This is a genomic window from Corynebacterium sp. ED61 (genome assembly GCF_015233855.1).
Classification (GTDB): Bacteria; Actinomycetota; Actinomycetes; order Mycobacteriales; family Mycobacteriaceae; genus Corynebacterium; species Corynebacterium dentalis.
On record NZ_JADGIT010000001.1, the window covers coordinates 258,729 to 273,699 of the forward strand.

Sequence of the window (14,971 nt, forward strand, 5' to 3'; positions counted from 1 at the left end):
CTTAGAAGGACTGGTTGTTGTAACCACCGAAAGGATCGTTGGTGGCAGGGGCCTGAGTGTTGGACTGTGCGAGGCGGTTGTTCATGCTCATCGCAGCCTCCGAGGTGCGGATCTGCGCTACAGAGACTTCCAGAGACACGCGGAACAATGCCAGCATCGTCAGACCCAGCAGCAAGACGATCGGGACACCGAAGATGAGGCCGAATACAGCTTCTGCGCCACCGTCTGCCAACAGTGCCAGGCAGGCGATGATTCCGAAAAGCGTGTACAGGCTGATGACCACCATCGAAATGATGTAAACGGTCTTAGCCACAGATGGGGTGGCGTACTTGGTGAAGCTCAGATCGAACAGAGCGCTGAAGAAGCTGTCCTTCTTGGCACCGGCGATGGGAGCCTGCTGCTGCGGGTAGGCGCCAAACGCGGCCTGGTTCTGGCCGTAAGCACCGTACTGCTGATCCTGACCGTACTGCTGGGTCTGGCCGTAGCCGCCGGACTGCTGATCCTGACCGAACTGCTGATTCTGGTTGAACTGCTGGTCTTGACCGAATTGCTGAGTCTGGTCGTAGCCGCCGAACTGCTGATCCTGACCAAACTGCTGAGTCTGGTCATTGGCACCGAACTGAGTGGTGTGATCCTGGTTGTCCTGGGAAGAACCAAACGAAGAGCCGGCGGCGTGGGAGCCGTAACCGGTGGAGCCGGTGGAATCGTTACTTCCGTTGAACTCAGAGTTGGATGCTGAGTTGGATTCTGGGTTGGAATCAGAGTTGTTGGGATCTTGTGGAGTAGTCATAAGTGTGGGGATACCTTTCCGTCAGTGCCTTACAGTGCCTTCGAGATTCAGATCTAAAACCTACCAGCCTAGAAGCCCATCCGGCCCAGTTGCTTCGGATCAGACTGCCAGTTTTTCGCGACCTTCAAACGCACGTCCAAAAAGACGTTCTGCCCCACCAAATCAATGATCTGCTTGCGCGCATCATGCACCGTCTTGGACAGCCTACGTCCGTCCTTGCCACGCAGTATCGCCTTCTGGCCTTCGCGCTCCACGTAAATCACCGCGTGCACATCCAGCACGCCCTCGCGCGTGGGGTTGGGCAGTACTTCGTCGATCTGCACGGCCACGGAGTGCGGGAGCTCATCGTGCAGCCCGGACAAGGCCGCTTCGCGAATGAGTTCCGCCATGCGGGTATCGCGGTCATCATCGGTGATGTGATCATCCGGGTAGTAGCGCGGGCCCTCCGGAAGATGCTGAACCAGCACATCCATGAGCACCTCCAGCTGCACATCCTTGGTCGCGGACACGGGAACCACGTCGCCGCCCAGCAGATCGTGCAAAGCCAGCAGCTGAGCACCCACCTCATCCTTGGATGCCTTATCCAGCTTGGTCACCACACCCACCAGCGGAGTCTTCGGCGCGGCAGCACGCACAGCCTCCACGATCCAACGGTCGCCCGGACCAATCTTCTCGTCCGCCGCCACGCACATACAGATCAGATCCACATCGGAGTAAGTCTCCTTGACCATCTCATTGAGGCGCTCGCCCAGCAGCGTGCGCGGACGGTGCAGCCCCGGCGTGTCCACCAGAATGATCTGCGCATCCTCGCGGTGCACAATGCCACGGATTGGGTGGCGCGTGGTCTCCGGCTGGTCAGCGGTGATGGCGATCTTCTCGCCCACCAAGGCATTCGTCAGCGTGGACTTACCCGTGTTCGGGCGCCCCACAAAGCTCACGAAGCCCGAGCGGAACCCCTCGGGGGCGGAGAAATCAGCGCGCGCGACAGGGGCATCTACACCCGCAGAGGCATCTGCCATCGCATCCTCGGGTAAAGCGGACTCATCGGGGAAGTCGGGGAAATCTGGAAAGCCAGTAGCCATGGGGTGTCATTTCTCTTGGTGTGAATGGGGTGTGGCGTCGGAGACAGAATCAACACGCTGCACCACCGCGCTACGAATCTTCATGCGACCACGCCTATCGCGGCCACCCTCGAACAAAAAGTGCAGTCCAGCAGTGGTGATCTCGGCGCCGGGAAGCGGAACACGGCCCAGCTCAAACGCGCCCAGACCAGCCACGGTCTCCACTTCCTCGTGTTGCTCATCGGAGAACTCAATATCCGGAGTGTCCTCGAGGATCTCCACGGGATCCTCGTCCAGATCCTCCAGGCTCGTGTCCTCGTCCTCATCGCGGCTTTCCAGCTCGGTGATCATCTCGGGGTCATTGAACAACTCCTCGACTTCCTCCAAGCTCAGACGCGCGACCACGCGGAAACGGCCGTCGCCCAGATCCTCGACAGGAGAAACCTCGGTGGCATCGTACTCATCCGCGATCTCACCCACGATCTCCTCCAGGATGTCCTCGATGGTGATCAAACCAGCGATGCCGCCGTACTCATCCACCAGCAAAGACAGGTGGATCTGCTCAGACTGCATGTCCTGCAGCAAATCATCCAGCAAGCGGGAATCCGGCACGAACTTCGCCGGGCGCATCACCTCCTGAACCTGGATCGCCCGCTGAACATCCGTCACGGAACCGCCAGTACGGGAGGTCTCCACGATGATATCCTTCAGATAGACCACGCCGATCACGTCATCCACGTCCTCACCGATCACCGGCACGCGGGAATGACCAGAGCGGATGCACAGGTTCAGCGCCTGGTGAAGGTTCTTATCGCCCTCAATCCACAGCATCTCCGTGCGCGGCACCATCACGGTGCGCGCCGTGGTGCTGGCCAGGTCAAACACGGACTGGATCATGCGCCGCTCGTCGGATTCCACGATGCCGCGCTCCGAGGCGATGTCCACCATCTCGCGCAGCTCGATCTCCGTGGCGAAAGGACCGTCGCGGAAACCCTTGCCAGGAATCAGCACGTTGCCAGCCTTCACCAGCAAGTGAGAAACCGGGCTGAGCAGCGTTCCCACTGCCAACAGCACAGGAGCGGCCAACAAGCTGACCGTATACGGATTCTTGCGGCCCAGCGTGCGGGAGAGCACGCCGATAACCACGAAGGAATAGATGGTCACCACAGCGATAGTGGCCACGATCGCCCACGTCTCGCTGTCCATCACGCGCAGCAACACAGCCGCCGCCAGCACCGCGCCCGTGACCTCAGAGATGGTGCGCAGCAGCACCAGCAAGTTCACATGCCGCGCCTTGTCCGTCACCAAACGCAGCAGACGCTCCGCACCCGGCTTGTCCTCCTTGACCAGGTTTTCCACCCGCGCCCGAGAGATAGTCACCACTGCGGCTTCCACCGAGGACAGCACACCGCCCAAGGCCAGGGTCAGGAACCCGATGAGGATCCCCACCACCGTTAATGTGTCCATGCGGCTCGCTTTCCGTCGTGCTGAATCATGCTGTTAACCCTTGCCCATGCTGGAGGAATCATCGCGATCCGCCGCGGAAGGGAACGCGCCGGCGCCGGAAGGCTTCGGCCCGAACTTCACGCCGCGCTCCACTTGCGAGTCGTACCAATTGGCCAAGATCTCATTCTGCAGCGAGAACATCTTCTGCTCCTCGGCCGGGGTGACGTGGTCAAAGCCCAGCAGGTGCAGCACACCGTGCACGGTCAGCAGATCCAGCTCGTGAGCCAGCGAATGGCCCGCGCGGGTCGCCTGGCCTTCCGCGAAATCGGGGCAGAGCATGATGTCTCCGAGCATCGCCGGCGAGGTCGGTGGACCATCCTTGCGGCCCCACCCTGGGGTCAGCTCGTCCATCGGAAAGCTCATCACGTCCGTGGGACCAGGCAGATCCATCCATCGAACGTGCAGGTCAGCGATAGTATCCTCGTCCACGATGTGGATGGATAGCTCCGCGGCGGAGTGCACGTCCATCGTCCATAGCGCGTAGCGCGCCACGTCAATCAATTCTTCCTCATTGACCTCGCCGCGCCCGGATTCGTTGAAAACCTCGATGCTCACTGCTTGCCCCTCTTGCTGGTCGCCCTGGTTGCGGCCTGTTCCCGTAGCCGTTCTTTTTCATCTTCTCGACGCAATTCTTCTTCCGCCTCAAAGTGGTCATACGCTGCCACGATGCGGCTGACCAGGTGGTGCCGGACCACGTCGTCCTGATCCAGGCGAGCGATGTGCACCCCATCGACATCGTTCAGGATCTTCTGCGCCACGGACAATCCGGACTCTTGGTGCCCGGGGAGGTCGACCTGCGTGAGGTCGCCCGTGACCACCATCTTCGAGCCGAAGCCCAAGCGGGTGAGGAACATCTTCATCTGCGCCGGAGTGGTGTTCTGCGCCTCGTCCAGAATCACGAAGCTGCCGTTGAGGGTGCGCCCGCGCATGTAGGCCAGCGGAGCCACCTCGATCACGCCAGTTTCCATCAGCTTGGGGATGGACTCAGGATCCACCATCTCCCGCAGGGCATCGTGCAAGGGGCGCAGGTAGGGATCAATCTTGTCCCCCAGCGTGCCGGGGAGGAATCCCAGCTTCTCGCCCGCTTCCACCGCGGGGCGAGTGAGGATAATCCGCTGCACGTCCTTGTTCATCAGCGCCTGCACGGCCTTGGCCATCGCCAGGTACGTCTTGCCCGTACCAGCAGGCCCGATGCCTACCACCACGGTGCTTTCATCGATCGCGTCCACGTACTCGCGCTGTCCCAACGTCTTTGGGCGCACGGACTTGCCGCGGTAGCTGACGATGGGTGCGGTGGACGTGGTTGCTTCTGCGAACGACGCCGAGGTGGATTCATCCACCAGCTGGATCACTCGCCTGGTGGTATCGGGCGTGATCTGAGATCCCCTAGCGGCCAGGGTGATCAGCTCCTGGACGATGCGCCGGGCACGAGAGACTTCCGAGGCCTCGCCACGAATGGTGATGTGATTGCCACGGGTCAGCAGATCCGCGTCCACTGCATCTTCCACGACGCGCAGGTTTTCATCGGCGGCTCCGGCCACCTGCACCACTGCGTCTGGATCTACCTCCACCGTGGAGCTGGCGACCCGAGGGCGAGCAGCGCTGCGCATACGCGCATCAATTGGTGGTGTCATGTCAGCCGATTGTAGCCTTACCCGTCTCGTTTCCCCAGCGTGCAGTCAGTACGCCTAGCGCGCCCAAAGCTACGCTGGCTGCCGTGGCGGTGCGCAACACCTCCGGACCCAGCCGAATGGGCTGTGCGCCCAGCGCGGCAAACTGCTCCAGTTCGTCCTCACTGACACCGCCCTCAGGACCGACCACCAGCACCACGTCTTCCACCCCGGAAAAGTCCACGGCTTGGATCCCCTGGGTGGCGGACTCGTGGAGAATCAAGATTTTTGGTGCGGAGGAGGCGGGGTTGGCGTCGAAAAAAGAACCCAGATCCTGTGGGTGGCGCAACAGCTCCGTGACCTCGGGAAGCAGTAAGCGCCGGGACTGCTTAGCTGCGGAACGGGCAGCATTTTCCCACTTCATCCGCGCTTTTTCTTCCTTGCCGTCCCATTTGGCAATGCTGCGCGAGGCAGCCCACGGAATGATCCGGTCCGCACCCGCCTGGGACATCAGATCCACCGCGAGCTCAGCGCGGTCGGACTTCGGGATGGCCTGCACCACGGTCACGCGTGGCACCTGGCGGGTAACCTCCAGCTGCTCGTCAACCACCACTTGGCCTGCGGACCAGTGCCCGCGGATGGCGCTGCCCACGCCATCGGTGACCACCAGGGGTTCGCCGTCACGCACGCGCTTGACCTCGGTGTGGCGCGCCTCGGCACCCGTCAAGGCAAACGCGGATCCCGCACCGCAATCCTCCGGCAGCGGGTGGATAAAGACCGGATCCATCATCTAGCGCCCGAACTTGGAACGCAGGCGGGAGAACAATCCGCTGCTGCGGCCCTCGGACAAGGTGGCCACGCCCGCGGTCTGCTTGGAGTGCGCGCGCAGCTTTTCCAGCAACTCCTGGCTCTGCTTATCCACGGAGGTAGGAATCATGACGTCCACGTGGGCGATCAAGCTGCCGGAGCCCTCGCGGCGCAACCGCGGCATGCCCAGCCCGGACTGACGGACCGTGGAATTAGGCTGCGTACCAGGGACAACGTTCACGGTGGTCACGGAACCATCGAGCATCGTCACGTCCACCGAGGCGCCCAGAGTGGCGTCCACTGCGGGCACCTGGAGGGTGACGTGCAGGTCATCGCCATCGCGGAGGAAGTAGGGGTGCTCTTCCACGTGGATATCCACGTAAATGTCGCCGTTCGGGCCGCCGCCGGGGCCTACCTCGCCCTTGCCTGCCAAGCGGATGCGCATGCCATCGGCGATGCCGGCTGGCACCGCAATGTCGAGATCGCGACGGGAACGCACGCGGCCATCGCCGGAGCAGTTCTCGCACGGATCCTTGATGATCTCGCCGGTGCCCTGGCAACGTGAACACGTGCGCGCCACCTGCACGCGGCCCAAGATGGAGTTCTGCAGCTCCGCGACCTGGCCCTGACCCTGACAGGTCGGGCAGGTTTCGGGCTCGGACTTGCTGGCAGAGCCGGTGGCATCGCAGACATCACACTGCACGGCGGTATCCACGGTGACATCGCGCTGCACGCCCGTGAAGGCGTCCTCCAGGGAGATCTCCATCTGCAGCAGCGCATCGGCGCCGGGGCGCACGCGGGACACGCGCGGGCCGCGGTCGCCACCTTGGCCGCCAAAGAAGGCGTCAAAGATATCGCCCAGACCGCCGCCGCTGAAGCCACCGAAGCCGCCGCCTGGCTGTCCGCCGAAGCCGCCCTGCTCTTCCGGATCGCCTCCGGCATCAACGATGGAGCGCTTCTGCGGGTCGGTCAGCACTTCCTGTGCCAGCGCCGCTTCGCGGAACTTCTCCGCGGCCTCCTCAGTAGAATTTACGTCTGGGTGATACTTGCGCGCGAGCTTGCGGTACGCCTTCTTAATCTCCGCATCAGTTGCATCGCGATCCACACCGAGGATGCCGTAGTAATCTCGTGCCACGTTTCGGTCTCGCCCCTTCACATCAGGTAGTTGGCATAGTGAGTCCTCGATAACCGTATTTTCTGGAAAGGTTCTTCCAGATAATGTCTATCGAGGTAAGTTAATCAACTCTCACAGTCTACTCGCCCTACTCGCCCGCCAAAATGCGAGACACATAGTGCGCCACAGCAGCCACGCTGGAAATAGTCCCGGGATAGTCCAAGTGCGTTGGCCCCACCACGCCCAGGCTTCCCAGCACGGCAGATTGGCTGCCGTACCCAGCGGAAATGACCGAGGCATGGCGAAGCTCTTCATCCTCGTTCTCCTCGCCGATGCGCACTTGCCAGTTCATGTCTCGCGCTCCGTTAAGCATCTTGAGGAACACCACTTGCTCTTCCAACGCGTCGATCAGCGGGGCGAACTCTCCAGCACCGATGAGGTTGGAGGTGCCAGCCAGGATGAGCTTTTCGTTGGGCCGTTCCAACAGCGTTTCCACCAGCACGGTGGTCACGGCCACGATTGCCACGCGCAATCGCTCGGCCATAGAAGGCCCCTTCGCCTCACCTGCCTGCGCGGAAATCTGGGCGCAGGCCTCATCCAACGTTCTGCCCACCATCGCGCGGTTGACGAACTCGCGCAGCCGGGACACGTCTTCCTCAGACAGCGCTTCCGGAAGGTCCACATTGCGTTGGTCCACGCGCCCGGTATCGGTGATCAGCACCAACAGCAGCCGCTGCGTTCCCAGGGAGACCACTTCGCAGTGCTTGACCCGCCCCACGCGCAAATCCGGCATCTGCACCACTGCCACCTGGCGAGTCAACTGCGCGAGCAACTGCACGCTGCGGCGCAGCACGTCCTCCAAGTCCACGCCGTTTTCCAAAAAGTCCAGGATGGCATGCCGTTCCGCGCGACTAAGCGGCTTGACCCGATGGATGGCATCCACGAACTGGCGGTAGCCCTTGGCTGTGGGGATACGCCCGGAGCTGGTGTGCTGCTGAGTAATGAAGCCCTCGGCCTCCAGCACGGCCATATCGTTGCGGATCGTGGCGGAAGAAACCCCCAGCTTGTGCCGATCCACCAGCATTTTCGAGCCCACGGGCTCCTGCGTGGAAATGAAATCGGAGACGATGGCCCGCAGGACCTCGTTGCGGCGTTGTTCAGTTCCTGCTGACATAAGCCCTCCTCTTTCCTCTGTGTACCGCAGAGTAGCGCCGCTGCGCTTTACTCCTGCGCTTTTCTCCTGCGCCCTACTCCTGCGCCACGATGATATCTGTCACGATACCGTCTGCTAAGTAACGTCCCTGCTCAGTCAACTTGATCCAGGAACCTTCCCCGCTGTTGAACGGGCGATCCTCCCCCGCCTCGCGGGTCAGCAATCCCAGCAAGACGTACTTATCGATCACCGCAGCTACCGCGCGCGCGGAATCGTCCACCACGATCCCCTCGGCCAAACGCAACCCCAGCATGATGCGCTCCGTGCGCAGATCCTGGTCCGTCAGCAGCTCGGTGGAGGTGATGGATGCGGGCTGGTCGATGTGTGCGTCGGACTCAATCAGACCAGCGAAGTACGTACCCGGACGCTTGGCATTGACCGTGCGCGTCAACCCACCTGGGTTGTGCCCGAAGGCCTGCGGCTTCAACGACACGCAACCGTGCGCACCCGGGCCTGCGCCCCACCACTGGCCGCCGCGCCAATAGATGAGGTTGTGCTGGCACTCGCCGCCGGGCTTGGACCAGTTGGAGACCTCGTACCAGGAGAACCCGTGCTCCTGCAGGGCGCGGTCGATCATCGTGTAGCGATCCGCCAGGACGTCCTCATCGGGCGCGGGCAGCTCTCCCCGGCGAACCTTGCGCGCCATCGCAGTGCCGTCCTCCACGATCAGCGAATACGCGCTGACGTGATCCACGCCCGCGCCCAGCACGGCGTCCAGGGAAGCGTGCAGGTCATCGTCGGTTTCGGTGGGTGTGCCGTAGATCAGATCCAGGTTAACGTGCTCGAAACCCGCAGCCATCGCCTCCTGGGCGGCGGCCACAGGGCGGCCCGGCGTGTGCTGACGCTCCAGCACCTTGAGCACGTGCCCAGCCGCGGACTGCATGCCGAGCGAGATGCGGGTGAAGCCTTCCTCACGCAGCTTCTCGAAGTACTCCGGGCTAGTGGATTCCGGGTTGGACTCGGTGGTGACTTCCGCTCCTGGGGCCAGCCCCACCGTGCGCTTGACTGCCCGCAGAGCGCGGTTGAGGCCCTCGTGTCCCAGCATCGAGGGCGTACCTCCGCCGAAGAACACCGTCTGCACTCCCGCGAAGTCCCCGGGCACGTCCCACATCGCCGCGGCCCGGTCCAGCTCCGCTTCCAAAGCGTTCAGGTAGCCAGGGATGCTGTTACCGTGTTGGTCCCCCAGCTCCTGCGGGGTGTAGGTGTTGAAATCGCAGTATCCGCAGCGTGTGGCGCAAAACGGGACGTGGATGTAGAGCCCGTGCGTGGGGTGTGTGGTGGAAAGAGAGTCAGGTGAAACAGCGTCTGTCATGATGTGACTAGACTACTGCGTCCCGCGCTTGGCGCCGCTGGAGGATGCGCGCAACCACCGCATCTACCCGCGCCCGCTCCTGCAGAAACTCCGGTGGAGCCTCGCCTCGCATGGAGTGCGCCAGCGCCGGCTGCCGGTCGATGATCGCCCCGAAACGCCCCGCGATCTCCACGGTGTGCTGGCGCGCCTTCGAGTACGTCTGCGGCAGCAGCACGGACTGCGCCTCCAGCGCCAGGCTGGTCTGCTCCACCACCCATTCGGCCAGCTCAGTCAGCTCGGCGATGTGCCGTTCCACGTTGCTGCGCATCCACAGCCGCCACGCCGCGGTGGAAGCCATCGCGCCCGGTTCCTCCGGTGCGGTCTCCGTGGTGGTTGCGTTGCTATTTTTTTCCGACGCCAACTCCGCCACGTCCGCGCCCGTCTTATGCAGGAAGCTCAGCGTGCGGCCGGGGTGGGGATAGGTGGAGGTGATCCCGGACATCTGCCCGGAGCGGACACCAGAGACGAACGCTTGGCGCAGTCCGTTGAGCTCGGAAAGTTCAGGGCGAACCTCGGAGCGACCTTGCTCCACGATCTCGTCCAGTTCCATCAGACAGTCTTGGACCAACTCTGGGTCCCAATCCCCGATGGCTTGGGAGACGTTATCGATGTACCCGGCTATCTCATCGCCGATGTCATAGATGTTCTGGGTGAGTTCACGAACGCGCAAGGCAGCATCGTAGTGCACGCGTGACACTCCTCTCCCAGTCGCGGCGCTTTTCAGGGCCGGGCCCTAGAAAATTGCTCGCGGGCCGCGTCAGCCGGCCTGCGATATTCACGCCTGCAACCATAAAACAAGGCCACGCCTCCGGGGCGGAGGCGTGGCCGGTGTGGGGCGGACTTATTTGTCCCTATTTGCCGGAGTAGATCCAGGCGATGTCATCCGCGAAGTGCTCTGCCACCACAAAGCGCTTGAGTTTCATGGATGGCGTGACCTCGCCCTTTTCCTCGGAGAAGTCACGGGACAAGATGCGGAACTTCTTGATGCCTTCCGCGTTGGACACGGACTGGTTGGCCTCGTTGACTGCATCCTGGATGGAGGAGCGCAGAATCGGGTTCTTTGCTGCTTCCCTGACTGACGTGTTGGCAGGCAGGCCGTTTTCCTTCTTGAAGCGCTCAAAGGCTTCTTCGTCCAGAGAGATCAGTGCGCCGACGAACTTCTGATCGTCACCCACCACCATGGCCTGGGAGATCAGCGGTGCGGATCGAAGGATGTCCTCCATTGGTCCTGGAGAGACGTTCTTGCCACCGGCGGTGACCAGGATTTCCTTCTTGCGGCCGGTGATCTTCAGGTGGCCGGTAGGCAGCAGCGTGCCTAGGTCTCCGGTCTTGTAGAAGCCGTCTTCGGTGAAGTCCTTCTCCGTGGCTTCTTCGTTCTTCCAGTAGTAAGGGAAGACCACGCTGCCCTTGAGCTCGATCTCACCGTCTTCGGCGATGCGCACGGTGTTGCCGCCAACGGGCTTGCCCACGGTCCCGATGATGTTGTCTGGATCAAAGTTCACGGCGATGGCCGCGGTGGACTCGGTCAGGCCGTAGCCCTCGAAGATGCGCACGCCTGCGCCGCGGAAGAAGTGCATGAGTTCCGGGTTGAGCGCGGAGCCGCCGGAGATGCAGTATTTCAAGCGTCCACCCAGCAGCTTGCGCAACGTGGAGTACACCAGGCGGTCGAACACTAGGTGCTTGGCGCGCAGCGCCAGGCTTGGGCCTTCGGAGCTGTCTTGCGCCTTGGAGTATTCGATTGCCACCTTTTCGGAGGCCAGGAAGATTTTATTCTTGATTCCGCCAGCCTCAGCTGCCTTTGCCTTGGCGCCGGCGTGCACCTTTTCGAAGATGCGTGGAACGCCCAGGATCATGTGCGGCTGGGAACGTTGGAAGGCGTCCAGCAGGGTGGAGACCTCAGACCACAGGGTCTGCTGCCCGCCACCGATGAACACGGTATAAGACACCGCCCGCGCTAGCACGTGCGCAAGTGGCAAGAACATTAGCGTTTCATAACCGGGTCCACAGGCTTCGCCAATAGGGTTCGTGATCAGGCCGCGGACTTCCGAAAGCCAGTTGTAGTGGCTCAGCGCCACGCCCTTGGGGCGGCCGGTGGTGCCGGAGGTGTAGACGATGGAGTTGATGAACTCCGAGGTCATGTCATTGATGCGCTTGTCCAGCTCATCTTGTTCGATGCCCGCGTCCGTGCCCTCTTGGATCAGGTCCTTGATGGCGCCGTTGTTGATGGAGAAGACCCGACGCAAGTGCGCAGTGCCCTCCTGCGGCTCGCCTTCCTTGACGAAAGTCTCCAGGCGCTGGGTGTGCTCGCTGTCTTCCGCAATAGCCACCACGGCACCGGAATCTTGCACGATCCATTCGCACTGAGAGGTAGAGGAAGAAGGGTAAATGGGCACGGAAATGGCGCCACATGCCTGGATGGCGAAGTCCACCAGAACCCATTCGTAACGGGTGCCGGACATGATGCACACTCGATCGCCTGGCTGTACGCCATTGGCCACCAGACCCTTGGCCACCGCATAGGCTTCCTCGAGGAATTCGGACACCGTGACGGTGGTCCATTCAAAGTTCACTGGGCGGTGGAAGCTCACCGCATCTGGCTGCTCCGCAGCGAAATCTCGCGCGGCGGAGATCACTGTCTCGCGTTCGCCCACCGTGTACAGAGCCTCGGAAGTGAAGTCCGTCATTGTTCTCCTCAAATTGACACTCAAGAGTCTTGGTCAGGTTCCCTGGCACTCTTTCGGCTGCGTCCGGCGGCACTTCAAATCAGCGGTGCGAACCGTAACGGTCTGCGTCAGAGTTACTCACGCTTCTAATAATATATATGAGTGAAGCAGATCACGTTCCCACGCTAAATCGCGGGGTGGGTTATTGGCGAACTCCGCTGGCACAGGCATCCCCCAACCGGCACAATGAAACACGTGACTTCCCAGCCCCCACACACCACCGCACCCGTTCTGTCCACCACTGATCGCGAAAAGCTCGTTCAACTTGCACAGTTGTGCGGAGTCTCCACGGGGTACACCGGCCAAGACGGCCAGCGGGTGGAGGTCTCCCCCGCCACGATGATTTTCGCATTGCGCGAACTCGGGGTAGCACTACCGGAACCGGTCGATGGCGAGTCCATTGAGCTCGCTACAACCCGCCTACGCCAGCAACACTTGGAGGCGGTGCTGGAGCCCACCATCACCGCGATCGCCGATACTCACCGCGATATCCGAGTGCATTGCCACGATGGTGACGCAGTGCGCGTCTGGGTAGAAACCGAAGCAGAGGGACATCGCATCGATTGCGTGCAGACGGACACGTGGGTGCAGCCCGTCACCATCGGCGCCACCACATATGGCACCGCCACCTTCACTCTCCCGGCCCTGCCTGCGGGATGGCACACTCTCCATGCGGAAACAGAGGGCGGACAGCAATCTCGCCACGTAAGCTCTACCTTTTTGGTCTCCCCTCCCAGGCTCAGCTCCGCGGAGAAGTTCGCAAAAGAACCGGCGGTCGGCGTGATGGCCCAGCTCTACTCCCTGCGGGACCGAGAATCCTGGGGCATCGGCGATTACCGCACCCTCCACGCCTTCGGCGATGCCTTGCAGCGACTCGGCGGTGCGGACTTTGTATTGGTCAATCCGATGCACGCGGCGGAGCCCACCCCACCGGTAGAAGATTCCCCCTATTTGCCCACCACGCGACGGTTCACCAACCCCATCTACATCCGCGTGGAAGACACCCCGGAATACCGCGCTCACCCGGAACTGCGGGAAACTATCGCAGGTATGAAGGAATCGCTGTCCGAAGTCAACGGTTCCGCAGAAGAGCTGGATAGAAACCCCGTTCTGGCGTCGAAAATAAAGGCGTTGTACCTACTGTGGGCCGCAGGGCTCGGCGAACAACGCGAGGAACATTTGCGCGCCTACCGCGAACGGGAAGGCGAGGGCCTAGAAGGCTTTGTCACCTGGTGCGCGCAGGAGGCTCGCTCCTACGGAGCTGAGCACAACATGGAGCTGAGCGCGGACTTCTATGCATGGGTGCAGATGTTGTGCCAGGAGCAGGAAACTGCTGCTCAGCAGGCTCTGCAGGAGAGCATGCGCATCGGGCTGATGGCTGACCTCGCCGTGGGCGTGCACCCTGACGGCGCGGACGCGCACACGCTGGACAACGTGCTGGCGCCCGGCGCGAGCGTGGGCGCTCCTCCAGACGGATACAACCAGCTGGGCCAGGACTGGTCGCAGCCACCGTGGCACCCGTGGAAGCTGGCTGAGCAGGGCTACAAGCCATGGCGGGACATGCTGCGCACCATCTTGCGCAGCGCCGGCGGCATCCGCGTGGATCATGTGCTGGGTCTGTTCCGTTTGTGGTGGATTCCGCGGATGAGCTCGCCCACGCAGGGCACGTATGTGCAGTATGACCACGAGGCGCTGATCGGGACCCTGGTCCTCGAGGCCGAGCGCGCGGGAGCCGTGGTGATTGGCGAGGACTTAGGCACGTTCGAGCCGTGGGTGCAGGACTACCTGGCCAGCCGCGGAGTGATGGGCACCTCGGTGACTTGGTTCGAGGGCGACGAAAACGGTGCTAAGACTCCAAAGCGCTACCGCCAGCTGGCGCTGACTTCCGTGACCACGCACGATCTGCCGCCCACGGCCAGCTACCTGCGCGGCGGCCACATTGAGTTGCGCGAACAGCTGGGCGTACTCACTCGTGACACGGAAGAAGAGTACGCGGATGACGCGCAGTGGCAACAGCAGGTGCTGTCCACCATGGGCAGCGTGGGAGCTTTCCGGGGGCTGGCCTGCCAGGACTACTTTGGGCCCGGCGGCGGCATCCACAACGAGGCACAGCAGCCCCAAACCGGCCGGAACCAGCGCCCGGGAGGCGCCGACGGTCTAGAGGGCGAACAATCCAGCGGCATCCTCGAAGGCATGCACCGCTTCCTGTCCTTTACCCCCTCGGCGCTCAAGTGCGTGGCGCTGGTGGACATGGTGGGTGACCTGCGCGCGCAGAACCAGCCGGGCACCACGCACGAGCTCTACCCCAACTGGTGCATCCCCCTGTGCGACCACGATGGCACCCCGCTATTCGCGGATGATCTCATTGAGCATCCACTGGCTCGCCGCGTGTTGGCCGCAGCCAAGGGCGAGCTGTAGCGAATAGCTGGTTCGGCTAGAAGATTTGCGTGGCGATCCACGCCACCACGAGCAGCACGATCAGCAGGATCAGTGCCTGGCGGACCTTGGAATGGTGCTTCATGTTCTAGCGGTCCTTTCGGGGAGTGGATTCTTGCGGCGTGTTTACTACTGGCGCGATGCGCTCCGGATCTGTGGCTGAAGTTGGCTGATTCGGCACGGTATCAATGCCCAGCATCGCACGTTCCTCGTGGTTCGGCGGAATCACCCTCCACATCAGTGCATTGAGACCCCATCCCACGATCGCCGCGATGAGCAGCACCACCGCGACCATCAGCGGGGTCTGCAACCACACTGGTAGGTTGATCAGCCATTCAAACATCACCGTTGAATCTTAGC

13 protein-coding genes are annotated in these 14,971 nt (G+C 62.1%); 1 reads left to right on the forward strand and 12 read right to left on the reverse strand.

Features of this window, described 5'->3' with window-relative positions:
- Position 1: 1 nt before the first annotated feature.
- From IM764_RS01155 to IM764_RS01205, 11 genes are all read right to left on the reverse strand, one after another.
- Positions 2-790 carry a DUF4282 domain-containing protein gene (locus IM764_RS01155; protein WP_194186597.1) on the reverse strand — a complete coding sequence of 263 codons (789 nt, stop codon included), beginning with the start codon at positions 788-790 and terminating at the stop codon, positions 2-4.
- A gap of 68 nt (positions 791-858) precedes the next feature.
- A complete protein-coding gene (gene era, locus IM764_RS01160) occupies positions 859-1,809 on the reverse strand; it encodes a GTPase Era (RefSeq protein WP_194186715.1) in 951 nt (316 codons plus the stop codon).
- A gap of 69 nt (positions 1,810-1,878) precedes the next feature.
- On the reverse strand, positions 1,879-3,318 hold the full coding sequence (locus IM764_RS01165; RefSeq protein ID WP_194186598.1) for a hemolysin family protein: 1,440 nt from the start codon (positions 3,316-3,318) through the stop codon (positions 1,879-1,881).
- Positions 3,319-3,351: 33 nt separating this feature from the next.
- Positions 3,352-3,912 (reverse strand): rRNA maturation RNase YbeY, encoded by a 561-nt coding sequence (gene ybeY, locus IM764_RS01170; protein ID WP_099299230.1) that lies wholly within the window; start codon positions 3,910-3,912, stop codon positions 3,352-3,354.
- The gene (locus tag IM764_RS01175; RefSeq protein WP_228073195.1) at positions 3,909-4,991 is read right to left on the reverse strand and encodes a PhoH family protein; all 1,083 of its coding nucleotides are present in this window, start codon (positions 4,989-4,991) and stop codon (positions 3,909-3,911) included. The genes ybeY and IM764_RS01175 overlap by 4 nt, the downstream gene beginning before the upstream one ends.
- A gap of 1 nt (position 4,992) precedes the next feature.
- Complete coding sequence (locus IM764_RS01180) at positions 4,993-5,757, reverse strand: 16S rRNA (uracil(1498)-N(3))-methyltransferase (RefSeq protein WP_194186599.1); 765 nt, start codon at positions 5,755-5,757, stop codon at positions 4,993-4,995.
- The gene (dnaJ, locus tag IM764_RS01185) at positions 5,758-6,909 is read right to left on the reverse strand and encodes a molecular chaperone DnaJ (RefSeq protein ID WP_194186600.1); all 1,152 of its coding nucleotides are present in this window, start codon (positions 6,907-6,909) and stop codon (positions 5,758-5,760) included.
- A 127-nt stretch (positions 6,910-7,036) separates the two neighbouring features.
- On the reverse strand, positions 7,037-8,062 hold the full coding sequence (gene hrcA, locus IM764_RS01190) for a heat-inducible transcriptional repressor HrcA (RefSeq protein ID WP_099299226.1): 1,026 nt from the start codon (positions 8,060-8,062) through the stop codon (positions 7,037-7,039).
- Positions 8,063-8,135: 73 nt separating this feature from the next.
- Positions 8,136-9,413 carry a radical SAM family heme chaperone HemW gene (gene hemW / locus IM764_RS01195; RefSeq protein WP_099299225.1) on the reverse strand — a complete coding sequence of 426 codons (1,278 nt, stop codon included), beginning with the start codon at positions 9,411-9,413 and terminating at the stop codon, positions 8,136-8,138.
- A 7-nt stretch (positions 9,414-9,420) separates the two neighbouring features.
- A complete protein-coding gene (locus IM764_RS01200; protein ID WP_099299224.1) occupies positions 9,421-10,140 on the reverse strand; it encodes a hypothetical protein in 720 nt (239 codons plus the stop codon).
- A gap of 163 nt (positions 10,141-10,303) precedes the next feature.
- Positions 10,304-12,136, reverse strand: coding sequence for a long-chain fatty acid--CoA ligase (locus tag IM764_RS01205; protein ID WP_194186601.1), 1,833 nt, complete (start codon positions 12,134-12,136; stop codon positions 10,304-10,306).
- 234 nt (positions 12,137-12,370) lie between these two features.
- On the opposite strand from IM764_RS01205, the gene IM764_RS01210 reads away from it, so the two are divergent.
- Entirely contained in the window at positions 12,371-14,593 is a 2,223-nt protein-coding gene (locus tag IM764_RS01210) for a 4-alpha-glucanotransferase (protein ID WP_370551501.1), read from the forward strand.
- A 106-nt stretch (positions 14,594-14,699) separates the two neighbouring features.
- Here the strand turns inward: IM764_RS01210 and IM764_RS01215 are convergent, their stop codons facing one another.
- A complete protein-coding gene (locus IM764_RS01215; RefSeq protein ID WP_194186603.1) occupies positions 14,700-14,957 on the reverse strand; it encodes a hypothetical protein in 258 nt (85 codons plus the stop codon).
- Positions 14,958-14,971 lie beyond the last annotated feature (14 nt).

Coding starts and splice junctions, on each gene's coding strand:
- IM764_RS01180 (WP_194186599.1), bottom strand. CDS start 5,757: ATGATGGATCCGGTCTTTATCCACCCGCTGCCGGAGGATTGCGGTGCG.
- hrcA (WP_099299226.1), bottom strand. CDS start 8,062: ATGTCAGCAGGAACTGAACAACGCCGCAACGAGGTCCTGCGGGCCATC.
- era (WP_194186715.1), bottom strand. CDS start 1,809: ATGGCAGATGCCTCTGCGGGTGTAGATGCCCCTGTCGCGCGCGCTGAT.
- IM764_RS01205 (WP_194186601.1), bottom strand. CDS start 12,136: ATGACGGACTTCACTTCCGAGGCTCTGTACACGGTGGGCGAACGCGAG.
- IM764_RS01165 (WP_194186598.1), bottom strand. CDS start 3,318: ATGGACACATTAACGGTGGTGGGGATCCTCATCGGGTTCCTGACCCTG.
- IM764_RS01155 (WP_194186597.1), bottom strand. CDS start 790: ATGACTACTCCACAAGATCCCAACAACTCTGATTCCAACCCAGAATCC.
- hemW (WP_099299225.1), bottom strand. CDS start 9,413: ATGACAGACGCTGTTTCACCTGACTCTCTTTCCACCACACACCCCACG.
- IM764_RS01175 (WP_228073195.1), bottom strand. CDS start 4,991: ATGACACCACCAATTGATGCGCGTATGCGCAGCGCTGCTCGCCCTCGG.